General features: G+C 71.2%; 22 protein-coding genes and 4 tRNA genes. 10 read left to right on the forward strand and 16 right to left on the reverse strand.

From position 1 onward, the window contains the following. Positions 1-201 precede the first annotated feature (201 nt). Positions 202-1,014, forward strand: a complete 813-nt coding sequence (locus tag ABD912_RS08125) for a winged helix-turn-helix domain-containing protein (RefSeq protein ID WP_345149899.1) — start codon at positions 202-204, stop codon at positions 1,012-1,014. Between the two features lie 103 nt (positions 1,015-1,117). Beyond that, on the forward strand, positions 1,118-1,642 hold the full coding sequence (locus ABD912_RS08130; protein ID WP_345149901.1) for a SixA phosphatase family protein: 525 nt from the start codon (positions 1,118-1,120) through the stop codon (positions 1,640-1,642). Positions 1,643-1,653: 11 nt separating this feature from the next. Here ABD912_RS08130 and ABD912_RS08135 read toward each other — a convergent pair whose 3' ends face one another. The 5 genes from ABD912_RS08135 to ABD912_RS08155 form a co-directional block, all read right to left on the reverse strand. Then, positions 1,654-2,262, reverse strand: a complete 609-nt coding sequence (locus ABD912_RS08135; protein ID WP_345149903.1) for a TetR/AcrR family transcriptional regulator — start codon at positions 2,260-2,262, stop codon at positions 1,654-1,656. After that, positions 2,259-4,700, reverse strand: coding sequence for a YhgE/Pip domain-containing protein (locus ABD912_RS08140; RefSeq protein WP_345149905.1), 2,442 nt, complete (start codon positions 4,698-4,700; stop codon positions 2,259-2,261). The genes ABD912_RS08135 and ABD912_RS08140 overlap by 4 nt, the downstream gene beginning before the upstream one ends. Further along, the gene (locus ABD912_RS08145) at positions 4,697-5,398 is read right to left on the reverse strand and encodes an ABC transporter ATP-binding protein (protein ID WP_345149906.1); all 702 of its coding nucleotides are present in this window, start codon (positions 5,396-5,398) and stop codon (positions 4,697-4,699) included. The genes ABD912_RS08140 and ABD912_RS08145 overlap by 4 nt, the downstream gene beginning before the upstream one ends. A 286-nt stretch (positions 5,399-5,684) precedes the next feature. Continuing rightward, positions 5,685-5,761, reverse strand: a tRNA-Arg gene (locus tag ABD912_RS08150). A 73-nt stretch (positions 5,762-5,834) separates the two neighbouring features. Continuing rightward, a tRNA-Arg gene (locus ABD912_RS08155) sits at positions 5,835-5,908 on the reverse strand. A gap of 298 nt (positions 5,909-6,206) precedes the next feature. On the opposite strand from ABD912_RS08155, the gene ABD912_RS08160 reads away from it, so the two are divergent. The 3 genes from ABD912_RS08160 (at position 6,207) to ABD912_RS08170 (ending at position 9,540) form a co-directional block, all read left to right on the forward strand. After that, entirely contained in the window at positions 6,207-8,051 is a 1,845-nt protein-coding gene (locus tag ABD912_RS08160; RefSeq protein ID WP_345149908.1) for a phosphoenolpyruvate carboxykinase (GTP), read from the forward strand. Positions 8,052-8,176: 125 nt separating this feature from the next. Continuing rightward, positions 8,177-8,704 carry a PadR family transcriptional regulator gene (locus ABD912_RS08165; RefSeq protein ID WP_345149910.1) on the forward strand — a complete coding sequence of 176 codons (528 nt, stop codon included), beginning with the start codon at positions 8,177-8,179 and terminating at the stop codon, positions 8,702-8,704. Then, entirely contained in the window at positions 8,701-9,540 is an 840-nt protein-coding gene (locus ABD912_RS08170; protein ID WP_345149912.1) for an alpha/beta fold hydrolase, read from the forward strand. Before ABD912_RS08165 ends, ABD912_RS08170 begins: the two co-directional genes overlap by 4 nt. Positions 9,541-9,627: 87 nt before the next feature. Here the strand turns inward: ABD912_RS08170 and ABD912_RS08175 are convergent, their stop codons facing one another. The 4 genes from ABD912_RS08175 to ABD912_RS08190 all read right to left on the reverse strand — a co-directional run bounded on the left by ABD912_RS08175 (position 9,628) and on the right by ABD912_RS08190 (position 13,370). Then, on the reverse strand, positions 9,628-10,800 hold the full coding sequence (locus ABD912_RS08175) for a globin domain-containing protein (RefSeq protein WP_345149914.1): 1,173 nt from the start codon (positions 10,798-10,800) through the stop codon (positions 9,628-9,630). A 100-nt stretch (positions 10,801-10,900) separates the two neighbouring features. Then, entirely contained in the window at positions 10,901-11,341 is a 441-nt protein-coding gene (locus ABD912_RS08180; protein WP_345149916.1) for an RrF2 family transcriptional regulator, read from the reverse strand. A 128-nt stretch (positions 11,342-11,469) separates the two neighbouring features. After that, positions 11,470-11,952: a hypothetical protein gene (locus ABD912_RS08185; RefSeq protein ID WP_345149918.1), complete on the reverse strand. Its 483-nt coding sequence runs from the start codon at positions 11,950-11,952 to the stop codon at positions 11,470-11,472. Next, entirely contained in the window at positions 11,949-13,370 is a 1,422-nt protein-coding gene (locus ABD912_RS08190) for a phosphomannomutase/phosphoglucomutase (RefSeq protein ID WP_345149990.1), read from the reverse strand. Before ABD912_RS08190 ends, ABD912_RS08185 begins: the two co-directional genes overlap by 4 nt. Positions 13,371-13,459: 89 nt before the next feature. On the opposite strand from ABD912_RS08190, the gene ABD912_RS08195 reads away from it, so the two are divergent. Further along, positions 13,460-15,604 carry a RecQ family ATP-dependent DNA helicase gene (locus ABD912_RS08195; protein ID WP_345149920.1) on the forward strand — a complete coding sequence of 715 codons (2,145 nt, stop codon included), beginning with the start codon at positions 13,460-13,462 and terminating at the stop codon, positions 15,602-15,604. Between the two features lie 193 nt (positions 15,605-15,797). After that, entirely contained in the window at positions 15,798-16,850 is a 1,053-nt protein-coding gene (locus ABD912_RS08200) for a hypothetical protein (protein WP_345149921.1), read from the forward strand. Positions 16,851-16,955: 105 nt separating this feature from the next. Here ABD912_RS08200 and ABD912_RS08205 read toward each other — a convergent pair. From ABD912_RS08205 to ABD912_RS08225, 5 genes are all read right to left on the reverse strand, one after another. After that, positions 16,956-17,044, reverse strand: a tRNA-Ser gene (locus ABD912_RS08205). A gap of 61 nt (positions 17,045-17,105) precedes the next feature. Continuing rightward, complete coding sequence (locus ABD912_RS08210; RefSeq protein WP_345149923.1) at positions 17,106-19,226, reverse strand: prolyl oligopeptidase family serine peptidase; 2,121 nt, start codon at positions 19,224-19,226, stop codon at positions 17,106-17,108. Continuing rightward, positions 19,223-19,654, reverse strand: coding sequence for an ATP-binding protein (locus ABD912_RS08215; RefSeq protein WP_345149925.1), 432 nt, complete (start codon positions 19,652-19,654; stop codon positions 19,223-19,225). The genes ABD912_RS08210 and ABD912_RS08215 overlap by 4 nt, the downstream gene beginning before the upstream one ends. Beyond that, the gene (locus ABD912_RS08220) at positions 19,647-19,979 is read right to left on the reverse strand and encodes an STAS domain-containing protein (RefSeq protein ID WP_345149926.1); all 333 of its coding nucleotides are present in this window, start codon (positions 19,977-19,979) and stop codon (positions 19,647-19,649) included. Before ABD912_RS08220 ends, ABD912_RS08215 begins: the two co-directional genes overlap by 8 nt. A 38-nt stretch (positions 19,980-20,017) precedes the next feature. Then, complete coding sequence (locus ABD912_RS08225; RefSeq protein WP_345149927.1) at positions 20,018-21,139, reverse strand: PP2C family protein-serine/threonine phosphatase; 1,122 nt, start codon at positions 21,137-21,139, stop codon at positions 20,018-20,020. Positions 21,140-21,341: 202 nt separating this feature from the next. Between ABD912_RS08225 and ABD912_RS08230 the strand changes: the two genes are divergently transcribed. Together ABD912_RS08230 and ABD912_RS08235 are read left to right on the forward strand one after the other, a co-directional pair. Next, on the forward strand, positions 21,342-23,303 hold the full coding sequence (locus ABD912_RS08230) for an FAD/NAD(P)-binding protein (protein ID WP_345149928.1): 1,962 nt from the start codon (positions 21,342-21,344) through the stop codon (positions 23,301-23,303). Between the two features lie 361 nt (positions 23,304-23,664). Next, positions 23,665-24,270 carry a hypothetical protein gene (locus tag ABD912_RS08235; RefSeq protein ID WP_345149929.1) on the forward strand — a complete coding sequence of 202 codons (606 nt, stop codon included), beginning with the start codon at positions 23,665-23,667 and terminating at the stop codon, positions 24,268-24,270. A 168-nt stretch (positions 24,271-24,438) separates the two neighbouring features. Here the strand turns inward: ABD912_RS08235 and ABD912_RS08240 are convergent, their stop codons facing one another. Then, positions 24,439-25,218 carry a VOC family protein gene (locus ABD912_RS08240; RefSeq protein ID WP_345149930.1) on the reverse strand — a complete coding sequence of 260 codons (780 nt, stop codon included), beginning with the start codon at positions 25,216-25,218 and terminating at the stop codon, positions 24,439-24,441. A gap of 168 nt (positions 25,219-25,386) precedes the next feature. Between ABD912_RS08240 and ABD912_RS08245 the strand changes: the two genes are divergently transcribed. Continuing rightward, positions 25,387-25,995, forward strand: a complete 609-nt coding sequence (locus tag ABD912_RS08245) for a GNAT family N-acetyltransferase (RefSeq protein ID WP_345149931.1) — start codon at positions 25,387-25,389, stop codon at positions 25,993-25,995. A 74-nt stretch (positions 25,996-26,069) separates the two neighbouring features. Here the strand turns inward: ABD912_RS08245 and ABD912_RS08250 are convergent. After that, positions 26,070-26,157: transfer RNA gene (locus tag ABD912_RS08250), tRNA-Ser, on the reverse strand. Positions 26,158-26,231: the final 74 nt, after the last annotated feature.

The following is a 26,231-nucleotide window of genomic DNA, read 5'->3' on the forward strand; positions in this document are numbered from 1 at the left end:
AGCACCTGCAGCCGCAGAAATCCAGTGGGGCCACGGCATCGGCCGCGCCCGCAGCTGTTGTCGAATGCAGGCTTAGGACCCCATCCCCCGTCCGCTAGCCACCCGCTCGCACCCTCCGGCCGGCAGCACCACGCCCATGCCGGGAAACCCCATGCATTCGCGCCGATCACAGGCACTTCACACAGTTACAGAGGATCCAAGATGTCCGTTACTTCAGGCTACGTCCACATCTCCATCCGGAACGCCCAGAACCGCGCCGCCGCCGCACAGCGGCAGCCCGCAGGCCGCTCCGCCGTCGCCCCGCAGGGCTTCCGCCAGCTTCATGCGGTGCCGGCCGTCGAGGATCGCCAGCCCATGACGGCGCCGACCCCCATCGTGGCGCCCAGCGGAACGCCGGGCCCGCAGGCCGTCAGCGCAGACACCGCCGCCCGCGGCTTTGTCCTGTACGTCGGGCTGGACGAGGCCGCCGCCCAGGCGCAGGGGACCTCCCTCGGCAAGCTGGCCACCCAGGTCCGCGCCTTCCTGCAGACGCTGGCTCCGGATGCCCAGACGCACGCCGCGGTGGCGCTGGCGCCGGCCAACGCGACCGGCGAGAGCATCGACGTCGTCCGCCAGGCGCTCGGGGATCCCACTGCGTCCCGCCGCCCGCGCACGGAGGCCACGCCCCGCCCGGCGCAGTCCGCTCCGCGTCCCTCCGGCGTGCTGATCGACCTGTCCCGCCGCGAGGTGCACCTGGACGGGGAGACCCTCAACCTGACCTTCAAGGAGTTCGAGCTCCTGAACTACCTCGTCGAGAACGGCACCCGCACCGTGGGCCGCGACGAGCTGCTGAGCAACCTGTGGCGCAACGCCGAGGAGATCCCGAACGAACGGACCATCGACGTGCACATCCGTCGCCTCCGCTCCAAGCTGGGCCGCCTCGCCAACACCGTCCGCACGGTCCGCGGCCAGGGCTACCGCTTCTACGAGCACCCCGAGGTCGTCGTCTGGGCGGCCCCGGAGTACAGCATCTAGCGCGCTTGCCGGGAACGGCACGACGCCGGCCCCCGCGGTTCCGTGGCCACGGAACCGCGGGGGCCGGCGTCGTTTGCCGTGGGGCGGGAGTATTTTTGAATCCATGAGCAACCACCACATCAAGCGCTTGATGCTGCTGCGCCACGCGAAGTCGGACTATCCGTTCGGGGTCGAGGACCACGAGCGTCCGCTGGCCTCGCGCGGGGACCGGGAGGCACCGCTGGCCGGGCGCTGGATGGCGGAGAACGGGATCGTGCCCGACTACATCCTCTGCTCGGATGCCCTGCGCACCCGTTCGACGTGCGCCTGGGTGACCAGCGAGCTGGGGGACAAGGCGCCCACCCCGTACCTGGACAGCCGGGTGTACCGGTCCTCGTCCACGCAGCTGCTCTCGATCATCAACGAGACCCCGGAGACCGTGGGCACGCTGCTGGTCATCGGGCACAACCCCACGGTCCAGGACCTGGCGATGCGGCTGGCCTCGGTGGCCTCGGACGAGGAGGCGGTGATGGACCTGGCCACGCACTACCCGACGCTGGGACTGACCGTCATGGAGCTGGAGAAGCCCTGGGCCGAACTGGACGGCCGCGACGGGCGGGTCACCCACTTCGTGGTGCCGCGCCCGTAACGGCCGGGGTGCTACGGGTGGGCGACGGAGCGCATCACCGCCCGCACGCACGCGTCGCGGCTGCGCTCCGGGTGGAAGCTGTGGCGGTCGCGGCCCAGCGCCAGGGTGGCCCCGAAGATGGCGGTGGCCAGCGTGTCCAGGTCCTCGTCCGGCCCGGAGGGGTCGATGCGCGTCACGGCGGCGCGGACCAGGTCGATCACCTCCCCGCGCATCCGGCTCAGGATGGGGCGCCACTCGCTGGCCGAATGCCACATCTCGCTGACCCACAGCTGGGCGAAGGAGGGGTACTCGTCGAGGAAATCGAGGGCTTCTCCGACCATGGCGGCCAGGGCCTGGCGCGGGTCCGGACGGTCCGCGAGGCGTCCCAGCCGTTCCAGGAGGATGTCTCCGCCGAACCGGAGCAGCTGGCCGATCATTTCCGACTTCGAACCGAAGTTGTAGTAGACCGAGCCCTTGGAAACGCCGGCCGCCGCGGCGATTTCATCCACCGTCACCGAGTGCGGGCCGCGTTCGCCGATGATCTCCATGGACGCGGCGAACAGCTTGTGCCGGGTCGCCTCGGTGCGGGCCGGGCGGAGGGTCGGTCCGGCCTGCGCGGCCGCCCGTTCCGGGGCGCTCACGAGGACAGCTCCGGGTGCAGCGTCTTCAGCGTCCACGTCTTGTTGCGGCGCACGGCCACCGTGCTCAGGGCCACCCCGAACGCCGTGAAGCCGAGCAGCGCCAGCACGATCGGCCCCATGACGGCAAGGTCCGCCCCGTACATCAAATGCCTCATGCCGCTCACGATATAGCCCATCGGCAGCCACTGGTGGGCCGCCTGGAGCGGGGCCGGGGCGGTTTCCCACGGGAACGTGCCGCCGGCGGAGACCATTTGCAGCACCAGCAGCACCAGGACCACCAGTTTGCCGGGGGTCCCGAGGAAGGCGATGACGCCCTGGATGAGGGCGCTGAATGCCAGCGACGTGAGCAGCAGCAGTCCCCACACCATCCAGGGGTGGGCCGGGTCCAGGCCCAGGCCGAGGAGGACCACCGCGTACAGGACGGTGGCCTGCGCGGCGGAGAGCAGCAGGAAGGGCAGCCAGCCGCCGATGGCGATCTTCAGGCTGGAGGCGTTGGAGGCCAGCGCGCGCCGGGTGATCGGCCGCATGACCTGGGCCAGCGCAAAGACCCCGATCCACAGCGCCAGGGCCAGGAAGAACGGAGCCATGCCTTCGCCGTACACCTTGGCGGAGGCCTGTTCGGTGGTGCCCACGGCCACCGGGTCGCCGATGGTGGCGGCGGCCTGCCCGCGCTGGCCATCGGTCAGGGCCGGGACTTCGCCGGCGCCGTCCGAGAGGCCGTCGGACAGTGTTCCGGCACCGTCCTCCACCCTGCCGCTGCCGTCGGCGAGGCCCTGCGCCCCCTCGGCCAGCGTTGACGTCCCGTCGGCCAGGGTGGACGCCCCGTCGCTCAGGTCCGAGGTTCCGGAGGCCAGGGTGCCCGCGCCGGAGGCCAGGTCGGAGGCTCCGGAGGAAAGGGTCGCGGCGCCATCGGCCAGGGAATCGGTGCCTTCGGCGAGGTCGGAGGCTCCGGAGGCCAGCGCGGATGTCCCGGCGCTGGCTTGCCGTGCGCCTTCGGCCAAGGCGGCGGCCCCGCTGTCCAAGGTCGCGGCGCCGTCGGCCAGGGCGGCCGAGCCCGCGGCGGCGGAGGAGATGCCGTCGGCCAGCGCCGGGGCCGAATCAGCCAGCGCGCGGGTGCCGCTGGCCAGCCGCGGGAGCCCCTCGTTCAGCTCCGCGGCGCCGTTGGAGACCGAACGGGCTCCGGTGGCGAGCGTGTCCAGGGTGGATTGCAGGCCGTCCAGGGCCTTCGCGTCGTCGGCGGCTGAGGCCTGCCGGTTGGCGTCGATCTGCGCGGAGAGGGCGGAGGCCTGGGCCGGGGTCAGGGTGCCGTTGCCGACCAGCGTGGCGACCGCCTCCGCCACGTGGGCGGCGCCGGCGTCCTGCATCGCCTGCACCTGGGCCGGCAGGGCCGCGGCCAGCTTCTCGGTGCCGTCGGCGACCGAGGCCGCCCCCGGTGCCAGCTTCTCGGTGCCCGCGGCGGCTGCCTTGGCGCCGACGGCCAGGGCCTTGGCGTCCGCGGGCAGGCCCTCCGTCTTGTCCTGGAGGGTCGCGAGCCCGTCGGCGAGCGAGGCCGCGCCCGCGGAGGCCCGCCCGGTCCCGTCGGCGAGCGCGTCCGCCCCGTCGACCAGCGCCGCCTGTCCGGCGGAGAGCCGCGCGGCGCCATCGGACAGCTGCCCGGCTCCCGTGGCGGCCGACGCCGCCCCGTCGCGGGCCTTGGCGGCCCCGTCGTCCACCGCCGCGCTTCCGTCCGCCAGGGCCGCGGCGCCGTCGTTCACCTGCCGGGTGCCCTCGGCCAGCCGCTGCGCGCCGGCGTCGGCCTCGGCGGCCCCCGAGGAGAGATCGGCCGCGCCGTCGGAGAGCGTGACGGTGCCCGCGTACAGTTCGGAGGCGCCGTCGGAGGCCTCGAGCATCTTGGTGTGGATGTCTCCGAAGCCGGCCAGCAGCGCGTCGGCGGTTTGGGTGCCGACCTCCGCGGCCACGGTGTCGCGCACCGTCACGGCCAGCCGGTCGGCGAAGGTGCCCACCATGTAGTTGTTGGCGTCGTTGGTGGTCACGCTCAGCAGGGCCTGCCGGGTGTCCGCCAGGTCTTCGGGGGAGGCGAGGTTGGCGGAGAAATCCTCGGGGATGGTGAGGGCGAACGCGTAGTCGCCGGAGGCCACTCCGGCCTCGGCCTCGGCCGCGGAACCGACCACCACCCAGCCGAAGCTGCCGTCCTCGAGGAGCTTCCCGGTGACGTCGTCGCCGACGTGAAGGTCACCGCCGTCGCGGGCGGCGCCCGCGTCCAGGTTCACGAGCGCGGCGCGGACCTCGCCCATGCGGGAGTACGGGTCCCAGTTCGCGTACAGGTACAGGGCGCCGTACAGCAGGGGGACCAGGGTCAGGGCGACGACGGCCAGCCGGGGCAGCCGGCCCGAACTCATCCGCTTGAGTTCGGAGAGGGCCAGGCGGAACGAGGTCATGCGGGTGCCTCCATAAGGTCGGGAAGGGCGGTGGTGGCGGGGTCCCCGCCGCAGGCGGGGCCGTCCGGCCCGGCCGTGGCGCTGTGTTGCCCGGCCGTGGCGCTTGGACCGTCCCAGCCGTCGGGAAGGCGGGAGACGACCGCGACGACGGCGGGCCCGCGCGGGTGCGCCGCCGCGGCGCGGAGCAGGCCGAGCCAGGCCCCGTCCTCGAGGCCGTGCCGGTCCGGGGAGTCCAGCACGATCAGTTCGGCCGCGGCGTCCTCCAGCGCGAGCGCCAGCATCAGGCGCAGCCGATCGGCGGGATCGAGCGCGTCCACCCACGTGCGGGCCAGGCGCTCGGCCCCCTGCCGGCACAGCCAGGCACGGGCGCGGGGGCGTCGCCAGAACGGGCCCGGCAGCAGGGAAAGGTCCTCGGCGACCAGGTCGGCCAGGCGCAGGTGCCGCTCGGGTTCATTGATCTGGGGCGAATCGACCAGGACGCTGGCGCGCCGGACCGCTCCGGGGGAGGAGTTGCCATTCCAGGCCACGGACCCGGAGCCGGCCTTCATGCGGGCGGTCAGCGCGAGGGCGAGCACCGTGCGCGTGTCCTGCGGTTCGGCCACCACCAGCAACAGCTGCCCGGGGGCTGCGGCGATGCTGGTGGGGGCAAGCAGGAGGGCATGGCGGCCCGGCACGGTCAGGGAATCTGTGGTGAGCACGGATCCAGTCTAAATCAAACTGACCAGTCAGTTTAAATAGGAGCTTTCAGGGTGCAGGGGAAGGCGATGGGGCCTGCTGGGCTGCCTGTCGGCAAAGAGCTTCCGTCAAGGGGATTCCGGCAGGGGGTCTGGCAAGGGCGGCCGTGGAAACGCCGTCCGGGAAGTGCGCCTCATTCCTTACGAATGAGGCGCACTTCCCGGACGGCGTTGCGGGGGAGGGGGCTGCGCGGGGCGCGGGGGAGAAAACAGGAAAGCCCCCGCCGAAGCGGGGGCTTTCCTGTTTGCCTGGTGCGCCCAAAGGGATTCGAACCCCTGACCTTCTGTTCCGTAGACAGACGCTCTATCCAGCTGAGCTATGGGCGCATGTTCAGTTGTTCCAAACGCGGGCGTTCGGGGAAATCAAAAAGCCCCGCAAAAGCGAAGGCTTTTTGTTCCGTGCGCCCAAAGGGATTCGAACCCCTGACCTTCTGTTCCGTAGACAGACGCTCTATCCAGCTGAGCTATGGGCGCTTGGTGTTTGTGTCCGGCGCAGTGCGCTTGACCTCGAACCACTATACAGACTTCCGCGGGGGCTGCAAAATCACCCCCGTAACCCCCTGCGTTTCCGCGGATTTCGCCTTTTGGAAGTAGACCGGTCTATGTGACCTTAATCACAATTGGCTGATCAAAAATCCCGAAAAACCGCGGATTTCAGGGATTTATAGAGCGGGAGGAGTAAAATCAGGAGAGCTGAGTCACAAATGACCCCCTTGGTCGCGGCCTAGCATTTATAGCACCAAATTGTCAGCCCAATGAGAGGGAACCGATTATGAGCGCGAGCTCGGATCAGCAGGTCCTCGTCGCCGCACAGGGGACCGCACCCACGACGCACGCCCAGCTTGCCGCCTGGGTCCAGGAAGTCTCAGCACTGACGCAGCCGAGCAGTGTCTATTGGGTTGACGGCAGCCAGGAGGAGAACGACCGCCTGGCCGCCGAGCTGGTCGACGGCGGAACGTTTGTCCGCCTCAACGACGAGCTCTTCCCGCACTCCTTCGCCGCGTTCTCCGATCCGAAGGACGTTGCCCGCGTCGAGGAGCGCACCTTCATCTGCTCCAAGGAGGAGAAGGACGCCGGCTTCACCAACAACTGGATGGATCCGGCCGAGATGAAGGCGATCCTCACCGATCGCTTCACCGGCAGCATGCGCGGCCGCACCATGTACGTCATTCCGTTCGTCATGGGTCCGCTGGATGCCGAGCAACCGCAGTACGGGGTGGAGATCACCGACTCGGCGTACGTCGTCGTTTCGATGCGCATCATGGCCCGCATCGGCACCGACGTGCTGCGCAAGATGGAAGCGGAGAAGGCGTTCTTCGTCCCCGCCCTCCACTCCGTGGGCGCTCCGCTGGAGCCGGGCAAGGCCGACGTCCCGTGGCCGTGCAACGACGAGAAGTGGATTGTCCACTTCCCGGAGGAGCGCGCCATCTGGTCCTACGGATCCGGCTACGGCGGCAACGCACTGCTCGGCAAGAAGTGCTACGCCCTGCGCATCGCCTCCGCCATCGCCCGCGACGAGGGCTGGCTCGCCGAGCACATGCTCCTCCTCAAGCTGACCAGCCCAGAGGGCAAGGCCTACAACGTGGCCGCCGCCTTCCCGTCCGCCTGCGGCAAGACCAACCTGGCCCTGCTCACCCCGACCGTCGAAGGCTGGAAGGCCGAGACCCTGGGTGACGACATCAACTGGATGCGCATCGGCAAGGAGGGCGAGCTGCGCGGCGTGAACCCGGAGTACGGCCTCTTCGGCGTCGCGCCGGGCACCGGCTGGAGCACCAACCCGAACGCCATGCGCGCCATCGCCAAGGGCAACTCCGTCTTCACCAACGTCGCGCTGACCGACGACGGCGGCGTGTGGTGGGAAGGCATGACCGACGAGGTCCCGGCGCACCTGACCGACTGGCAGGGCAACGACTGGACTCCGGAGTCCGGCAGCCCGGCCGCGCACCCGAACTCCCGCTTCTGCACCCCGATCTCCCAGGTCGACATGCTGGCGCCGGAGTACTACAGCCCGGACGGCGTCGAGATCCACGCGATCCTCTTCGGCGGCCGCCGCAAGACCACCATCCCGCTGGTGACCGAGGCCCGCTCCTGGACCAACGGCATCTTCATGGGCGCGACGCTCTCTTCGGAGACCACCGCGGCCGCTGCCGGCGCCCTGGGCGTCCTGCGCCGCGACCCGATGGCCATGCTGCCGTTCATCGGCTACAACGCCGGCGACTACCTGAACCACTGGGACTCGATCGCCGCCAAGGCCAACCCGGAGCGCCTGCCGAAGATCTTCCTGGTGAACTGGTTCCGCCGCACCCCCGAGGGTGGCTTCGCCTGGCCGGGCTTCGGAGACAACTCGCGTGTCCTGAAGTGGGCCATCGAGCGCATCGAGGGCAAGGCCGACGCCGTCGAGACCCCGATCGGCTTCGTGCCGACCGGCGATTCGATCGACCTGGACGGCCTGGAGGACTTCACCCCCGCCGACGTCGAGGTGGCCGTGCGCGTCGACCACGAGGAGTGGAAGACCGAACTGGCCTCCATCGAGGAATGGTTCGCCGGCTTCGGCGAGGCCCTGCCGCAGTCCCTGAAGGACGAGCTGGCCGGACTTGACGAGCGCCTCGGCGCCTAGCGCCGTCCCGCACCACGCACGGAAGGGCACACCCGCACGGGGTGTGCCCTTCCGTGTTTTCCGGACGCCGCGCCTTGGCCTGGCATGGTTGACTAATCGACTAGGCGATGTGTCATGATGAGGTCATGATCCTCGCCCGACTGATACTCGGCCTGCTCAACCTGGCCCCGATGACCGGCTACGACCTGAAGAAGCACTTCGACTCGAGCGTCAACCACTTCTGGCATGCCGACAAGGCGCAGATCTACCGCACGCTGGCCCAGTTGGTCCGCGACGGCCTGGCCACCGTCCGCACTGTCCCCCAGGAGCACTACCCGGACCGCCAGGAGCACCAGATCACCGAGGCCGGGCGCCGCGAACTCGAGGCGTGGCTGGGCTCCCCGCTCGGCCCCGACCCGGTGCGCGAGCCCTTCCTGGCGCGCGTGTTCTTCGCCGGGGACATGGAGCGCGCGGAGGTGCTGGACCTTCTGGACCACCGCCGCGCCCAGGCCCAGGCCCAGCTGGCCGAGTTCGAGGCGATGCACGCGGACCTGGGGGATGCCGCGGTCCGGGACCGCCGGGCCTACCTCATGGCCGCGACGCTCGACGGCGGCATCCGGCACGTGCGTGCCGAGATCGAATGGCTCGATTCCACCAAGGAGAACCTGCCGTGACGCCGCTGAAGCCCTCCCCGCACGTGCCCCGCCAGGACCCGGCCGGATACCCGGAGGTCCACCCGCCCCGCGCCGGGCGGGACGGCGCGGGAACCCTGGTTTTCCTCCACGGCGGCAACGTCGGCAACTGGATGTGGGACCCGCAGGTCCAGTCCTTTGCCGACCATCAGGTGCTGACCCCGCACCTGCCCGGCTTCGGTGCCCGCGTGGACGAGGACTGGGAGGGACTGGACAGCGCCGCTGACGACGTCGCGGCCTTCATCGCCGACGAATCAGCCAACGGAACCGTCCACCTGGTGGGGCTCTCGCTCGGAGCCGTCGTGGGCCTGCGGGTCCTGGCCCGCCATCCCGAGCTGGTGCAATCCGCGCTGGTCAGCGGGGCGGTGGTGGACGGCGTCGGAGCGGCGGTGCGGGCCGCGGCGGCGCTGCAGCTGCGCCTGTGGGACTCCGAATGGTTCTGGCGCCTCCAGGCCAGCGCCTTCGGCATCCCCGAGGACGGCCGGCGGCTGTATACCGACCACGGGCTGAGCACCCGGGCGGACACCATGCGCGCCATGCTGGACGAGGTCTACGCCGGCGGCCTGCCGGCGGGCCTGTCCGGCTACGCGGGGCCGCTGCTGGCGGTGGCCGGCCAGCGCGAGCCCAAGCTCGTGGCCCGCGGATTCCCCGCCCTGCACCGGGAGCTGCCGCAGGCGCAGTTCCGGCTGGCGCCGGGCATGCACCATGCGTGGAGCATCGAGGATCCGCTGCTTTTCAACTCGATGGTCCGCGCCTGGGCCGTCCACGGCACGGTCCACCCGCGCCTGCTGCCCGCCCCCGGAACGAACAACTCCTGAACGAACAACTCCTGAACGAACAATTCCAGAACGAACGACGACGGCGGCGGGCACCCGCCGCCGTCGTCGTCGTTCCCTCGGATTCCCTTAGGCGGCCAGCCAGACGTCCGGACCGAAGACCTCGTAGTGGATGTCCGTGGCCGGGATGCCGGCATCGATGGCCTGCGAGCGGATGGAGCGCATGAAGGGCAGTGGGCCGCACAGGTACAGCTTGGCTCCCGCCGGAAGGTCCACGCCGCCCAGGTCCATGAAGCCGGACTCGGCGTCCGCGCCGGCCGCAGCCTCCTCCAGCCACAGCAGCAGCTCGGCGTTGGGCAGCTGCTCGACGGCGGAGCGCATCTGGTTCCCGAGGGCCCAGTTCTCGGCGCGCTGCTCGGCGTGCAGGACCAGGACGCGGCGGTCGGAGGCCTGCCGCGCCAGGGACTGCAGGATGGAGGCGCTGGGCGTGCAGCCGATGCCGGCGGTGGCCAGCACGATCGGGGCGTCGGAATCGTCCAACACGATGTCGCCGTACGGGTTGGAAAGTTCGACGACGTCCCCGACGTTCACGGACCCGTGCAGGAACGGGGAGACCTCCCCGCCCTCATCCAGCTTGGTGGTGAAGACCCGCTCGGTGAGCGAATCCACAGCGTCGGAGAGCGAGTACTGGCGGACCTGGCGCAGGCCGTCGGCCAGGCGCACGCGGACGGAGACGTACTGGCCCGGCGTGGCGCGCGTGACCGGGGTGGCATCGGCCGGCGCCAGGCGGAAGGTGATGGAGCCGGCGCCCGCGGCCTCCTTGGCGGTGACCCGCCACGGGGTGAACATCTCGTTGTTGGCCTGCCGGGCGTAGAGGCCCTTCTCGATCTTGATCAGGGCGTCGGCCATGAGCCAGTAGACCTCGGTCCAGGCCTCGGCGACCTCGGCGGTGACGGCATCGCCGAGGTCCTCGGCGATAGCGGCGAACAGGTTTTCGTAGACGATCGGGTAGCCGGCCTCCGGGACGCCGAGGGAGGTGTGCTTGTGGGCGATCCGGGAGAGGACGGCCTCCGGCAGCGTGCCCGGGTGGGCCAGGAGGTGGGAGGCGAAGGCGGCGATGCTGCCGGCGAGGGCCTTCTGCTGGTTGCCGTTCTTCTGGTTGGCGCGGCTGAACATGCCGTCCATCAGCTCCGGGTGGTTGGTGAACAGCCGCTCGTAGAACTTCTTGGTGATCTCGCCGATGCGCTCCGCGATGACGGGCAGCGTGGCTTCGATGACGGGGCGGGACTTCTCGGAAAGCATCGTTTCTCCTCGGAACGTTTTATCTAGCATTTGAAATGCAAGATTATGTTTCCAGTTCTACACCCAGTAGAAGAGGGTTCGCAAATCGGGGCGTGGCCCGCTATACGGGCAGAATGGGGAAAGGCAGCCTGGCCAGCGACGGGCTGGACGTGAGGGAGTCGATGGTGATGTCGTCCAGCGTCGCGTAGAACGCCTCGCGGGCCTGGTTCAGGGCGGAGCGGAGCCGGCAGCCTGCCAGCAGCGGGCAGCTGGTCCCGTCGGCGCTGATGCACTCGACCGGGTCCTGGTGGCCGTCCAGGGAACGGAGCAGTTCGCCCACGCCCAGGGCCAGTCCGGAAGCGGTGATGCGGGCTCCGCCGCTGCGTCCGCGCGCAACCTCCAGAGCGCCGCGCCGGCGCAGTTCCAGCACGGCCTTGCTCACGTGGTTGTAGGGCACCCCGATCCGTTCGGAGATTTCCCGGCTGGTGAGCTGGTCGCCGGCCTGCGCGCCCAGCAGCATCAGCGTGCGCAGGCAGACGTCGGCAAAGGCATTGATTCTCACCCCATCATTGTGGCAGGTCGGCTGTGGCAGGTTGGCCAAGGCGGCCGGCACGTAACCGGCCGCCCCGGCACCGCGGGCGGGAAGTCCCGCCCGGATTGGTGCCGGATGTTCAGCTCAGCGCCGGATGCTCAGCGCCAGACGTACAGTTCGCCGGGCTCTGCGGCCGGGGCGTCGAACGTCCATTCGCCGCCGTCCGCGGCCGGCGGCGTGTACGCCTGCACGACGGCGACCGCGCCGCCCTTGGAGTGCTCCCCGTTGGCGTGGACCGCGTCGCGGCCGTCGTCCAGCAGGGTGACGTCGGAGACCAGGGCGACCGCGGTGAAGCTGTCGCGCTGCTGGGTGAGCAGCTCCACGAGGTCGGCCATCATGACTTCGGCATCGATGTCCTCCTCCGCGTCCTGGGTTTCCGGGGGCTGGACGGCAACCAGGCGCAGTTCGCCCTGCTCGCCCTCGGCGGCCGGCTCCAGCGCAATGCCGAACGGCAGGAACACCCCGTGGGCCTCCAGCTGCTCGCGGGCCACCCCGAGGGCGGTGCCCAGCACGCGGTTCAGCTCGAGGTGGTCCTCGGGGTCGAGGTCGAGGATGCGGTTCTCGGCGGGTTCGTTGGTCATGCGACGCTCCTGACGATCTTGAGTACCTGGTCGCGGACGCGCGCCATGGTTTCGGGGTCCTTCGCCTCGCCGTTGTAGCGCAGGAAGGGCTCGGTGTTGGACGGGCGCAGGTTGAACCAGTAGGAGCCGTCGTTGGCGGCGACCGTGGTGCCGTCCATGGTTTCGATGCGCACGTCCTGGCCCAGGCACGCGTCCAGGACGTGCTCGATCGCCTCGTCCTTGTTCACGACCTCGGAATTGATTTCCCCGGAGGCGAAGTACGGCTCGTATTCCGCGGCGAGGCTGCCCAGCGGCAGGTTCTGTTCGCCCAGCGCGGCCAGCACGTGCATGGCAGCGAGCATGCCGGTGTCCGCGTTGAAGAAGTCGCGGAAGTAGTAGTGCGCCGAATGCTCCCCGCCGAACACCGCGCCCTCGGCGGCCATGACGGCCTTGATGAAGGAGTGGCCCACGCGGGTGACGACGGCGCGGCCGCCCTCGCGCTCGACCAGCTCGGGGACCGAGCGGGAGGTGATGAGGTTGTGGATGACCACCGGCACGTCCTCGCCGGCGGCCCGGGCGCGGGCGATCTCCCGGCGCGCGACCAGCGCGGTGACCGCGGACGGGGAGACTGGCGCGCCGGTTTCGTCGATCACGAAGCAGCGGTCCGCGTCGCCGTCGAACGCCAGGCCGAGGTCCGCGCCGTGGGCGACGACGGCGGCCTGCAGGTCGCGCAGGTTCTCCGGTTCCAGCGGGTTCGCCGGGTGGTTGGGGAAGGTGCCGTCCAGCTCGAAGTACAGCGGCACGATCTCCAGCGGCAGTCCGGGAAGCAGGGTGTCGCCGAGCACCGCCGGAGTGGTCAGCCCGGCCATGCCGTTGGCCGCGTCGACCACGACCTTCAGGGGGCGGATCCGGGACAGGTCCACGAGCGAACGCAGGTAGGCGGCGTAGCCGGCGAGCACGTCGGTGTGCTCGACCGTGCCCTCGGCCCCCTCCCGGGACACCGGCAGTCCCTCCTCCAGGTAGGACTGGGCCAGGTCGCGGATCTCGAACAGGCCGGTGTCCGAGGACACGGGGACGGCGCCGGCCTTGGCCATCTTCATGCCGTTGTACTGGGCCGGGTTGTGGCTGGCGGTGAAGACCACGCCGGCCGCGCCGAGGGTGCCGCAGGCGTAGTACAGCTCGTCGGTGGAGATGAGGCCGAGCATGCGCACGTTGGCCCCGCGGTAGGCAGCGCCGCGGGCGAAGGCCTCCGCGAAGGCGGGGGAGGAGGGGCGCATGTCCCCGCCAACCAGCACGGTGTCCCCGGCCAGGCCGAGCACGTCCACGAAGGCCGCGCCCACGGCCTCGACCGATTCGGCGGTGATGGTTTCGCCGACGATGCCGCGCACGTCGTAGGCCTTGAAGGAGAGGGAAAGATCGATTTGGTCCGTCACGCCTATGAGCTTAGCCGGTGGCCAGCGCCGCGCGGGTTTTCCACAGCCGTGGCCGCGCGGGCCATCGCGTCGGGGGCGGCTGGAATACTGGGGTCATGGGTGAAACGGCGATGGTAGGGCTGCGGGACGGACTGCGGGACGAGGCGACGGCGGTGCTGCGCCGGCTGGTGGGGCGCGAGGACGCGGTGTTCCACGACGGGCAGTTCGAGGCGATCGAGGCACTGGTCGACGGCGGCCGCCGCGCCCTGGTGGTGCAGCGCACCGGTTGGGGCAAGTCGGCGGTCTACTTCGTGGCGAGCCTGCTGCTGCGCGCCCGCGGAGCGGGCCCCACGCTGATCGTCAGCCCGCTGCTGGCCCTGATGCGGGACCAGGTCGCGGCCGCGGCCCGCGCCGGGGTGCGCGCGGAGGCGATCAACTCCGCGAACGCCCTGGAGTGGGGCGAGGTGACCGCCAAGCTGGACGCCGACCAGGTGGACGTGCTGCTGGTCTCTCCCGAACGGCTGAACAACCCGGTGTTCCGCGACCAGCAGCTGCCGGAGCTGGTCCGCCGGATGGGCCTGCTGGTGATCGACGAGGCGCACTGCATCTCCGACTGGGGCCACGACTTCCGGCCGGACTACCGCCGGATCAAGGACCTGATCTCTGCGCTCCCGCCCAGCGTGCCCGTGCTGGCCACCACCGCGACCGCGAACGAGCGGGTGGTCCACGACGTCCAGGAGCAGCTCGCCGTCGGCGGAGCGGACGTCTTCACCCTGCGCGGACCGCTGGCGCGCAAGTCGCTGCGCCTGGGCGTGCTGCGCCTGCCGAGCCCGCGCTCCCAGCTGGCGTGGCTGCTCACGCACCTGGAGGACTTCCATGGCAGCGGCATCATCTACACCCTTACGGTGTCCGCCGCCGAGGACATCACGCGGCTGCTGCGCGAGGCCGGGCACAACGTGCTCGCCTACAGCGGCCGCACCGACACCGAGGAACGCGCCCGCGCCGAGCAGGCGCTCAAGGACAACCAGGTCAAGGCGCTGGTGGCCACCAGCGCGCTGGGCATGGGGTTCGACAAGCCGGACCTGGGCTTCGTGGTGCACGTCGGGGCTCCCAGCTCCCCGGTGGCCTACTACCAGCAGGTCGGCCGCGCCGGCCGCGGCACCGACAACGCCGACGTCCTGCTGCTGCCCGGGCCCGAGGACCGGGAAATCTGGCGCTACTTCGCCACCGCCTCCATGCCCGACGAACAGCGTGCGCACGCGGTGCTGGCCGAGTTGGAGGCCGCCGGCGGGGCCCTCTCCGCGCCGGCCCTGGAGGCCCGGGTCAACCTGCGCCGCACCCCGCTGGAACTGCTGCTGAAGGTCCTGGCCGTCGACGGCGCCGTGCAGCGGGTCCAGGGAGGCTGGGCGCGCACCGGCCAGCCCTGGTTCTACGATGCCGAACGCTACAGCCGGGTCGCGGCGGCCCGGCTCGCGGAGCAGAACTCGATGCTGGAATACGAGTTCACCTCCGGCTGCCGGATGGAGTTCCTGGCCCGGGAGCTGGACGATCCCGACGCCGCCCCGTGCGGACGGTGCGACAACTGCGCCGGCCCCTGGTTCGGCGACGCGATCGACGCCGAGGCCCGGGACAGCGCCCAGACCGCCCTCGGCCGGGTCGGGGTGGAACTCGAGCCGCGGCTGATGTGGCCCGGGGGCATGGACCGGCTGGGGGTGCCGGTGAAGGGCAAACTCAAGCCGGGGGAGCAGGCGCTTCCCGGACGCGCGCTGGCCCGCCTCACCGACCTGGGGTGGGGCGGACGGCTGCGCACCCTGCTCTCTTCGTCCGGGGAGGGCGGGGAGGACCGGCCCATCGAGGACGCCATGCTGCAGGCGTGCGTGCAGGTGCTCGCCCAGTGGGGCTGGGCCGAGCGCCCCGTCGCCGTCGTCAGCCTGCCCTCCCGGCGGCATCCGGCGCTGGTGGGATCCTTCGCCCAGGGGATCGCCCGCGTCGGCAGGCTGCCCTACCTTGGCGAACTTGAGTACAAGCAGGGCGGCCCGCGCGGCGATTCCGGTGGCAACAGCGCGTTCCGCCTCGCGGCCGTGTGGGACCAGTTTGCGGTGCCGCCGGCGATGGCCGAGCAGTTTGCAGCGGCGCCCGGCCCGGTGCTGCTGCTCGACGACCTCGCGGACAGCCGGTGGACCATCACCGAGGCCGCCCGGGTCCTGCGCGCCGCCGGGGCCCCGGCGGTGCTGCCGTTCGTGCTGGCCATCGCGGCCTGAGCGGTACGGAGGCGGAATCTCGGCGCGGCCGCAGGATTCGGGCGGCGATGCGGGATCCGGGCGAACGGACAGGACCGTGCGGAGAGGAATGTACCGAGAGGACCGTGCGGAGAGGAACGTACCGAGAGCACCGCGCGGAGAGAGCAGGTTCCTAGCGATCCCCCTCTCCTCAACGACCCCTAAACTAGGCACCATGGAAATCCTGTTCTGGGTGCTGGTTCCGCTGCTTGTCCTCACGCTGGGCTGGTGGTGGCTGTCGCGGGTGCGGACGAAGAACTCGGCGGAGGTTGCCGCGGCAGTGGGGCCGGAGGCCGCGATCGCCGCCTCGGCGCTGCTGAACGCCGAAACCCACCGCGCCGTGTACCGGCACCTGGGGCAGGACAACTTCCTCGGCGCCGTCCAGGAGTTCCGCAACGCCACGGGGCTGGGCGTGAAGCAGTCCATCGTGGCCGTGCGCAGCCTCCAGCAGCATCCGCAGGTCTTCCGCGACAGGGCAGTGCAGGAAGCGGCAGCACGGGAATCGGCTGCGCCGGAATCGACAGCGAATGATGCGGCGGGACTTGATTTGGCCAAGCCCGAACCGGGCAGCCACGAACCGGCGGGACCTGCACCCGCCGGACCGGCCGTGCCGGCCGCGGAAGACCCGTCCGGGGCGCCCGCCCCCGAGCAGCCGGTTCCGGCGGCCCCCGCCGTGCCGGCCGGGCCGGCGGTTCCGGCCTCGGCCCCGCAGAGCGCCGCCGTGCCCGATCCGTTGGAGGATGCGCTGACCATTCCGGACGACTGGGCCGAGCGCTTCGGCAGCGCCGCCGGACGCACCACCACCTCGTTCAAGATCACCGCCGAAACCGCCGGAGTCACCCGCGAATTCTCCAGCGAAGACCTGCCCCCGGCCGAGCACGACCAGTTCCTGTCGCTGATGCGCGACCGCGACCTCGGTGGCGCCGCTGCCCTCTTCGCCAAGCATTCCGGGCTGGACGAGGAGTCGATCCGCCAGCTGCTCGAGTCCGCGCCCGCCGAGGGCCTCGGCGGTGACGGGGAAATCGCCGAGGTCACCTTCGAGGGCGAGGGGCCGGACGGGCGGATCAGCTTCAGTGCCGCCGACCTGCCCGACGCCGAGCGCCGGCTCTTCCTGGAGCACCTGGGCTCCGGCCGCATCGACGAGGCCGCCCGGATCGTCAGCGAGCGCACCGGCCTGCCCCACGAAGCCGTCCGCCGGATCCTCTCCGCCTTCGGCAACCAGGCCTAGCCTTCGGCGGCCGGGTACGGAGGGTTCGCATCCCTCGGTACCCGGAACCGGGAACGCTGGGCCCGAAAAACACGAAAACCCCCGGTTTCCCGGGGGTTTTCAGCGCGGACACGGGGGGATTTGAACCCCCGGTCGAGTTTAACCCCGACCCTTCATTAGCAGTGAAGTCCATTCGGCCGCTCTGGCACGTGTCCTTTGCCGTTTCCAGCCCTCCAAGACTACCGAACGCAGGCGCCGCTTTCAAAAACGGCGCCGCTATCGGCGCGCCGCACCCACCGTCCGCCACAGGAACCCGTAGCTGGTCGCCAGCATCCGCGCGCTCTGCCGGTTGTCGGAGGCCCCGGCGTGCCCGCCGTCGAGCGCCTCGTGGTACCAGACGTCGGGCACCCCGGCGTCGATCAGCTTCGCGGCCATCTTGCGGGCCTGCTCCGGCCCCACCCGGTCGTCGCTGGTCGCGGTCCAGATCAACGTGGCCGGATAGGCGGAACCCTCGGCCAGCGGCTCGTCGTCGAAGCGGTGGTAGGGGGAAAAGGTGCGCAGGAACTCCCAGTCCCCGGGCACCTCCGGGTCCCCGTACTCGGCGATCCACGAATGCCCGGCGCCGAGGCGGGTGTACCGGCGCATGTCCAGCAGCGGCACGCCGCAGGAGATCGCGCCGAACAGCTCCGGGTACCCGGTGAACATGTTCCCCACTAGCAGGCCGCCGTTGCTGCGCCCCGTCGCGGCCAGCCGCTCCGGAACCGTCACCCCGCGCGCCACGAGGTCCCGGGCGACCGCCGCGAAGTCCTCGTAGGCTCGGTGGCGCGCCTCGCGCAGCGCGGCGCGGTGCCAGCGCGGGCCGTACTCGCCGCCGCCGCGGATGTTCGCCACCACGTACACGCCGCCGCGCCCGTCGGGGGTCCGCCGTTCCAGCCACGCGCGGCCCACCGCCCCCGAGTAGGACGGCGTCAGGGAGGTCTGGAAGCCGCCGTACCCGTTCATCAGCACCGGGTTGGCCCCGTCCAGCGCCATGCCGCGCGGGGCGACCTGGAAGTAGGGGATGCGGGTGCCGTCGTCGCTGGTCGCGAAGTGCTGCTCGACGGCGTACCCCTCCGCGGCGAAGAACCCGGCAGCGCGCTTGACCGGTGCGGGGGGACCGGCGTCGACGGTTCCGCGCGCCAGCGTGGTCGGAGTGAGGAACCCGGTCAGGGTCAGCCAGTAGTCGTTGGCGGTCCCGGGATCCTCGTCGTCGACGGCGGCGACCTCGAAGGTGTGCAGTTCGGCGCCGACCTCCAGCGGGCGCACGGCCCACCCGTGGGCCGGATCCGCGACCAAGACCTGGGAGGAGACGTCATGCAGCACGTTCAGCAGCAGGTGGTCGCGCGTGAAGTCGTAGGACTCCAGCGAGGAGGACTCGTCCGGAACGAAGACCTCGGTGACCGTGCGGTCCCCGGCCAGGAACGCCTCAAGCGGGGCGACGGCCAGCGTGCCCGGTGCCAGCGTCCGTCCGTCGACCTCCCACGGGGTCTGGGGGCTCAGCAGCAGCCATTGGCGGTGCAGGCCCACCTGCACGTCGGTGGGCACCTCGATGGGACGCCACCGGTCGGATCCCAGCACGCTGGTGCGCGAGTTGTGGAAGTCGATGACATCCACGGCGACGGTTCGCTCGAAGCCCGGCCGCGCATCGCGCGAGACCACCGCCAGCACGTGGGATTCGTCCACCGCGAACACCTCCGGGGCGTGCGCCGGATCCTGTCCCCGCTCCACGCGCCTGACCGTGCGGGCATAGGAGGAGCGGGTCAGCGAGCCGGGGCCGAAGTCCGTCGCCACGTACAGCGCGTCCGGGCCGTCCCAGGAAACCCGGGTCTTCGCGGCGGGAAGCCGGAACCCGCGGTCGTCCGGGGCCACCCAGTCCCGCGAGTCGAGGCCGAACTCGCGCACCTCCACCGCGTCCCCGCCGTCCGGGGAGAGCATCACCAGGGCGCGGCGGTAGGGCTCGCCGGCCGGCGGCCGCAGCATCCGGGTGCCGGCGAACACCCACTCGACGCCTTCGGCGGCGGCGAGCGCGTCGACGTCCAGCAGCACCTCCCAGGCGGGCCGGTCGGTGCGGTACTGCTCCCAGGTGGTGCGCCGCCACAGCCCCTTGGGATGTTCGGCGTCGCGCCAGAAGTTGTAGTAGTGGTCTCCGCGCTTGGTGACCGCCGGGATCCGCTCCCCGGAATCGAGCACCTCCAGCAGCGAGGCCTCCAGGGCGCGGTGGGAGTCGTCGAAGAGCATTTCCTCGGTCTGCGCGTTGCGGGTCCTTACCCAGTCCAGGGCGCGTTCGCCGCGGGTGTCTTCCAGCCACAGGTACGGGTCGTGGGCCGGGCCCTGGGCCGGGCCAACGGGTGTGCTCATGCGTGCCTCCTGCGCAGTGTCCAGATGTTGCCCCCCTCCGTGGGGGAGTAGGCCAGCGTTTCCACCAATGAACGGACCATGGCCAGGCCGCGCCCCGATTCGGCCTCCGCGGCCGGGTTGGCCGCGTCCGCCGCGCGCAGGTGGGGGATGTCCGCGTGCACGGCGCCGAACTCGTGGACGCGGGCCTCGAGGAAGGACGCGTCCACGCTCAGTTCCACGGCCACTTCGAGGCGCTGGCCCGGGCCGGGCCGGGCATGGCGCACGACGTTGCCGACGATCTCCACCAGCGCGGTCTCGAAGCGGGCCCGTTCCCGCGGCGGCACAGCGGGGTGCGCTTCCCACAGCCGGTCCAGCCGTTCGTGGCACCGGTTGACGGCCTCGCAGTCCGCCGGGGTGCGGCAGGAGGTGAGTGGATCCAGGCTACACACCGTCGTAGGCCGTTTCCACCGAGGGATAGGGGGTGAAGATGCGGTCCATGTTGGTCAGCTCCAGCACCATCCGGACCTGCTCCTGGACGTTGGCGATGCGCAGGTCGCCGCCGGTCCCGCGGGCGGTCTTCAGGCACCCCACCAGGGCCCCCAGCCCGGAGGAATCCATGAACTCGGTCCCCGCGAGGTTGACCACGATCCGCGCCCCGCCGGGGGCCGCGATCTCGGCGACCACCCGGCGCAGTTCGGGTGCCGAGGCCATGTTCAGCTTGCCCGCCGTGGCGATCTCGACGAGGTCACCGCGCGTTGATGTTGTGAACTGCACTGTTCTTCCTTCCACTGTCCAAGTCCTGGCCCCTGCCGCTAGGCCGCCGCGCGGCGCAGCACCACCACGGTCAGATCGTCCCCCGGGGCGTCGCCGGCACCCGCGGCCAGCGCCTCCGCGGCGTCCTGCGCGGACGCGGAGGACGCCAGCTCGGTCCGGATCCGCGTGGCGGCGGCGTCGATCCCGCCGGCAGCGTCCAGAAACCCGTCGCTGACCGCCACCAGGGACTCCCCGGGCAGCAGACGCTCGCTCTGCTCCTCCCACACGGCCTCGGCCTCGATGCCGAAGGGCAGCCCCTGGCCGCCGAGGCGGCGGGTACCGCCTGCGGGATCGACAATCCAGGCCAGCCCGTGTCCGGCGTCGACGTAGCGCAGCGTCCCCGTGCCGGCGTCCAGCACCGCATGGAAGACGGTGGCGAAGGCGTCGAGGGCGTAGAGGTCGGGTCCGGCCAGGTCCAGTGCCGCGGCGCAGGTGCGCAGCGGGGACGGCCCGTGCGCTCCGCGCAGCGCCGAGCGCAGCGTGGCCGCCAGCAGCGCGGCACCCATGCCCTTGCCCATGGCGTCGGCCAGGGTCACGGTGAGCATGTCCTGCTGCAGGTGCCAGTCGTAGAAGTCCCCGCCCACGCTGCGCGTGGGACGGCAATGGCCGGCCAGCCCGTAGCCGGGAACTTCGGGCGCGCTGCGCGGCAGCAGCCCGCGCTGCACGGCCGCCGCCCGCTGCTGTTCCTCATCCATGTCCGCATCCCGGGCCGGGCCGGGGGGCTCCGCCATGCGCGGGCGGCGGAACACGGCATCGATCCGTGCTCCCAGCTCGCGGGCGGAGAACGGCTTGGCGACATAGTCGTCGGCCCCCTCCTGGAGCCCCGCCAAAAGGTCGGCCTCCTGGTTGTGGGCACTGACCACCATCACGTAGGCGTTGGTGAAGCGGCGCAGCCGGCGGCAGGTCTCCAGCCCGTCGATGTCCGGAAGGCCCATGTCGAGGATGACCAGGTCGGGTTCACTCCGCGCCGCGGACTCCACGCCGGCGAGCCCGCCGGAGGCCTCCGACACCGCGAAACCCCGCTGCTCCAGCAGCATCGCCAGCAGGCCCCGGATGTCCGGATCGTCCTCGATCACCAAGGCGCGCCGTTGCGGAATGGAGGGAGGTGGGCTGAGGGGCATGTGATGCATTAACGCATGCCGGGCGGTCCTGCCGCCGGAGGCGGGGCCGTGTCCCGGCACCGCAGGCTGGGGCCGCGTCCCCGGTGCCGGGGCCCGCCAGGCCTACAGCGGGCACCGGCACGGGATCCGGCGGCACACCGGACCCGCCGGAACGGGCCGCGGCAGCGCTGGCCACCCGGGCCCCGGCCACTAGGCTGTGGGGATGGGCAACGGGCATTTCGGAATAGTGGTCATCGGCGCAGGCCCGCGAGGCACCTCCCTGCTGGAGCGGCTGGCGGCACGGCTGGAGGGGGAGGGAACGGAGACCCACCCGCGCCAGCTCCTGGACATCACCGTCGTGGACCCCCACGAGCCCGGCCCCGGGCACGTCTGGGCGACCGGGCAGCCCAGGCTGTTCCTGATGAACACCCCCGCCCTGTTCCCCACCGTTGCTCCGCCCCGCGGCCACGGGGCCGGTCCGGGCCTGACCTTCGCCGAATGGCTGGCCTCCGCCGGCGACGGCGCCACGCTCACCCCGCCCGAGACCGCCGAACTGGCGGCCCTGGGCCCGGGCTCCTACCCTTCGCGGGCCCTGTACGGGCGCTACCTGCGCCACGTCCACGAACTGGCCGCCGCCCGCCTGGCCGTCCACCCCGCGGTGGCGCAGCTGCGGCACCTGCCCGCCTCGGCGCTGTCCGTGCGCCGCTCCGGTTCCGGCTACGCCGTCGGGCTCGACGGCGGGCACGGCACCCTCGCGGCGGACGCCGTCGTCCTGGCCGTGGGACACGTTCCGGCCCTGCCCAACCCGCGGCAGCAGGCCGCCGGCGAGCGGGCCGACGCCGCCGGGCTGCACTACCAGCCGCCGAACGTGCCCGCCGACGTCGACTGGAGCACCTACCCCGAGGGAGGCACCGTGCTGGTGCGCGGCCTGGGACTGAACTTCTTCGACGCCATGGTGCAGTTGACCGTGGGCCGCAACGGCGAGTTCGTGGAGACCGGCCACGGCCCCGGCCGGGCGCTGGAGTACCGCGCCTCCGGGCGCGAGCCGGTGCTGCACGCGGCCTCCCGCCGCGGCACCCCCTACCGGGCCAAGGCCGCCGTGGACGCCTTCATCCCGCCCTCCGTGTCCCTGCGCCACCTGAGCTTCGAGGCGGTCCACGCCCTGGCCGCCGAGGGTGCCCCGGGGGAGCCGCCCGGCAAGGTCGGCTTCGAGGCGCACATCTGGCCCCTGCTGCACCGCGACGTGCTGCGCACCTACTACGCCACGCTGGCCCGCACCCGCTCGGACCTGTTCCCGGGCGGGGCACCTGAGTTCACCGCCCGCCTCGACGCGGTGCTGGAGGCCCCGCACCCCGGGCACGAGGTCTGGCGCACCGAGGTCCGGCGGCTGGTCACCGACCTGGCCCCCGACGCCGGCTGGCTGGACGTTCCCGCCCTGGGACACCCCTTCGCCGAGCGCGGCTTCAGTGGCCACGAGGAGTACCAGGCCGCAGTGCTCGAGTATCTGGAGGAGGACGCGCGCGGCTCGGCACGCGGGGAGGCCGATGCCCTGAAGATGGCCATCGGCGCGCTGAACGCCGGACGCATGCTGGTCAAGCGGATGGTCGCGGAGGAACTGCTAGAGGACGCCAGCCGCATCGAGGAGCTCCAGCGCTGGTTCGAACCGCTCGTCGAGGGCCTGGCCAGCGGCCCGCCGCTGCAGCGCATCGAGGAACTGGCAGCGCTCGCCCGCGCCGGGGTGGTGCAGTTCATCGGACCGGACCCGGTGTTCGGGCTCGACGAGGAGGCGGGGCACTTCACGGCGTCCTCGCCGTGGGTCGACGCCGACCCGGTGACCGCCGGGCACCTGTTGGAGGCGATGATGCCGGCCAACCGCGTCGCCCAAACCGCCTCGCCGCTGCTGCGCCAGCTTCAGGAGGACGGGCTGGGCCGCCCGCGCACGCTGCGCGACGGCGACGGCGAGGAGGTGCACGGCTCCGGCTTCGACGTGGTCGGGGAACCGTACCGGCTGGTGGACACGGCGGGCGTGCCGCACCGCGGGATCTTCGTGCTCGGGCTGCAGCTTTCCAGCGTGCAGTGGGGCACCGCCATCGCCGCCGAGGCCGGCGCTCCCTTTGCCGACGGGGCACGTACCCTGGCCGACGCCGACGCCGCGGCCGCCGAACTGCTCCGGCTGGCAGGCTAGCCTTCCGGGCCAGCCCCTCTGGACGGACCCGGAAAGTGGAGAAGAGGGTGTCGGCACCATCTTCGGCGCCGGTTTTCGTGCTCGCCTGAGCCCACGGCGCACGCGGGGAGGACTACGGTTACTACTTAAGCGTTCGCAAGCACCGGAGGGGCACGGTGGCGTACGCCGGAGGCACATATCTCCCGAGGGTGGCGGCACTGGCCACCTCATGCAGTGGACCGGAACAGCCCCGGTAGTGGGCCGGCGAGATGGACGGTAGTGGCACAAAGATGCCGGGGGCCCGCCACGCCGAACACGGACACTGGAGGGACGCGACGCTCGCGTCCGGGCCGCCGGACCACATGGAATTGATACACAAGCCATGAAAACCTCACCTGCTTCTTCCCGCCGCCGCCTGCTGGCCAGTACCGGTGCGGTCTTGGGACTGCTCGCCACCGTTGGATTCGCAGCTCCCGCGCAGGCCGCCGTCACGACCCCGGTTGCCTCTGTCGTCCAGAACAACGACGACCATCATGACGGCGACAACCATCGCCGCCACAACAACAACCGCGACAACGACTGGAACCGGAACTACAACACCGGCGGCAACTGGAGCGGCAACGACCACAACCGCAACAACAACAACTACTACTACAACAACAGCAACTACAACCGGGACCACGACAGGAACGACTACAACAACCACAACAACCGCAGCGACGCCGACCTGCACCTGCGCATCGACCGTGACGGCGACTTCCGCATCCGGGGCAACGACTACGAGGACAACCGCGTCAAGGTCTGGCTCGTGAACGTCTCCAGCGACCGGACGGTCGACGTGTTCTGGGTCCACCCGAACCGCAACGGCGACTTCACCATCCACGGCGACGACCTGCGCTGCAACCGCACCTACCAGGCGGTCAGCTGGAGCAACGACGACGGGCGGGACTACAGCAACAGGGTCCGCCTCCACTGCGACCACAAGTAGTGGCATCCGGCCGGCCCGGTCGGTTCCCTAGCTAGGCCGGCTCCGCACTTGGGCCAGTTCCGCGAACAGGCCCAACTCCGCAAGGCGGACGACGGCGGCACCCGCCCGGGTGCCGCCGTCGTCCGTGTGCCGGGGCCGCCACGCGGCGGCCCCGGCACCTGCGGAACCTCAGTCAGCGACGCCGATCAGCTTGAACGTCGCCCCGGTGGAGTCCTCCACGGTGGCCATGCGTCCATACGGGGTGTCCTCGGGCTCGGTGACCACCTTGCCGCCCAGTTCCACGGCCTTCGCCGCGGTCGCGTCGACGTCGTCGGCGCCCCAGTAGGTGATCCAGAAGCTGGGGACCTCCGCGGGCAGGTACGACGAGGCGTCCATGATCCCGGCGCGGGCATCGTCCCCCTCGCCCAGGGTGCTGTAGCGGAACTCGTCCGTGTCGCCCATCACCGCGGTCTTCCAGCCGAACGCCCGCTCGTAGAAGGGCACCGCCGCCGCGAAGTCCTTGGTGTGCAGTTCGAACCAGGCGGGAGCGCCGTGCTCGGCGTCCACCCCGAAGCCCTCGTGCGTCTGCGGCTGCCAGGCCCCGATCGCCGCGCCGCCGGCGTCGGAGAGGATCGCCATGTGCCCGTACGGGTCCACATGCATCGGCGGAGCCAAGACCTGGCCGCCGGCGGCGCCAACCGCATCGGCCGTCTCGTCGATGTCGTCCGATTTCAGGTACAGGCCCCAGACGTTCGGGACGCCGCCGAACTCCGGGTGATGCGGGCTCAGGCCGGCCACCAGCTGGCCGTTGAGCCGGGCGGAGATGTAGCCGCCGTATTCCTCGGGGGCGGCCTCGTCGTAGGTCCAGCCGAACAGGCCGGTGTAGAACGCCTTGGTCTTTTCGATGTCGCTGGAGGAGAGATCCGTCCAGACGGGTTCGCCGGCGGCGGTGGTCTCGCGGATGGGCATGGTGGTCCTTCCGGTAGGCAGGGAGTTGCACTCAAGAAGCGCACAGGGCGGAGCGCCCGGCGCACAGGACCGAGCCTAGGTGCCGCCGCCGACACCGTCCATGCTTTCGGACGGGCGCGTCGCCTCGTCCCCGGGACGCCTGGAGATTCGGCGCGCTACGCTCGACCCATGGACACCTCCACCCCCACCACCATCCGTTCCCCGCGCCCCGGGGAGGAAACCCGGATCCGCGAGCTCGTCCGCGAGGCCTTCGGCAGCGACGAGCCGGAGGAAGGCGAGCGGGTCGCCGTCCTGCTCGACGCGCTGCGCACCTACTGGTCCGCGGGCAAGGGCTTCGAACTGGTGGCGGAGGCCGATGGCGGGGTGGCCGGGCACGTGGGCATGACGCCCGCCTACGTGGACGGGCGGGACCACCTCCACCGGGTGCTGGTCCTCAGCCCGCTCTCCGTCGACGACGCTTTCCGCGGCCAGGGCGTGGGGACGGCCCTCGTCAGGCAGGCGCTTGCTCAGGCCCGGGACGCCGGCTACTCCTTGGTGTTCCTGGAGGGGGCGCCCGGCTACTACGACCGCCTGGGCTTCGTGCCCGCAGGCCCCGCCGGCTTCACCAAGCCCAGCCGCCGGATCCCGGACGCCGCCTTCATGGTGGCCCGCCTGGACCCGGGAGCCGCCGTCTCCGGGGCGCTGGTCTACCCCGAGGTGTTCTGGGAGACGGACACGGTGGGACTGCGCGGGGCGCTGCTGAGCCGACTGTGCCCGGAGCTCTTCACCGACGCCTGATCCCGTCCCCGAACCCGCCCCGTACGCGAAGACGGCGGTGCCCCCGGAACCGGGGACACCGCCGTCGTGCGCCGCGGATGGTAAGGGATTTGAACCCTTGGTACGGGGTCACCGCACACCGGTTTTCAAGACCGGCTCCTTAGGCCGCTCGGACAACCATCCAGACCCGGCCACTATACGGCAGAGCCGAGGCGTCCGGCCAAAAGCGCGCCCCGAGCGTCTACCCTGACAAGGGC

The organism is Arthrobacter ginkgonis (genome assembly GCF_039540195.1).
GTDB lineage: Bacteria > Actinomycetota > Actinomycetes > Actinomycetales > Micrococcaceae > Zafaria > Zafaria ginkgonis.

Excerpts from the sequence above, each read along its gene's own strand:
- ABD912_RS08125 (WP_345149899.1), top strand. The coding sequence starts at position 202 with ATGTCCGTTACTTCAGGCTACGTCCACATCTCCATCCGGAACGCCCAG.
- ABD912_RS08130 (WP_345149901.1), top strand. The coding sequence starts at position 1,118 with ATGAGCAACCACCACATCAAGCGCTTGATGCTGCTGCGCCACGCGAAG.
- ABD912_RS08140 (WP_345149905.1), bottom strand. The coding sequence starts at position 4,700 with ATGACCTCGTTCCGCCTGGCCCTCTCCGAACTCAAGCGGATGAGTTCG.
- ABD912_RS08160 (WP_345149908.1), top strand. The coding sequence starts at position 6,207 with ATGAGCGCGAGCTCGGATCAGCAGGTCCTCGTCGCCGCACAGGGGACC.
- ABD912_RS08165 (WP_345149910.1), top strand. The coding sequence starts at position 8,177 with ATGATCCTCGCCCGACTGATACTCGGCCTGCTCAACCTGGCCCCGATG.
- ABD912_RS08175 (WP_345149914.1), bottom strand. The coding sequence starts at position 10,800 with ATGCTTTCCGAGAAGTCCCGCCCCGTCATCGAAGCCACGCTGCCCGTC.
- ABD912_RS08185 (WP_345149918.1), bottom strand. The coding sequence starts at position 11,952 with ATGACCAACGAACCCGCCGAGAACCGCATCCTCGACCTCGACCCCGAG.
- ABD912_RS08195 (WP_345149920.1), top strand. The coding sequence starts at position 13,460 with ATGGGTGAAACGGCGATGGTAGGGCTGCGGGACGGACTGCGGGACGAG.
- ABD912_RS08200 (WP_345149921.1), top strand. The coding sequence starts at position 15,798 with ATGGAAATCCTGTTCTGGGTGCTGGTTCCGCTGCTTGTCCTCACGCTG.
- ABD912_RS08210 (WP_345149923.1), bottom strand. The coding sequence starts at position 19,226 with ATGAGCACACCCGTTGGCCCGGCCCAGGGCCCGGCCCACGACCCGTAC.
- ABD912_RS08225 (WP_345149927.1), bottom strand. The coding sequence starts at position 21,139 with ATGCCCCTCAGCCCACCTCCCTCCATTCCGCAACGGCGCGCCTTGGTG.
- ABD912_RS08230 (WP_345149928.1), top strand. The coding sequence starts at position 21,342 with ATGGGCAACGGGCATTTCGGAATAGTGGTCATCGGCGCAGGCCCGCGA.
- ABD912_RS08235 (WP_345149929.1), top strand. The coding sequence starts at position 23,665 with ATGAAAACCTCACCTGCTTCTTCCCGCCGCCGCCTGCTGGCCAGTACC.
- ABD912_RS08240 (WP_345149930.1), bottom strand. The coding sequence starts at position 25,218 with ATGCCCATCCGCGAGACCACCGCCGCCGGCGAACCCGTCTGGACGGAT.
- ABD912_RS08245 (WP_345149931.1), top strand. The coding sequence starts at position 25,387 with ATGGACACCTCCACCCCCACCACCATCCGTTCCCCGCGCCCCGGGGAG.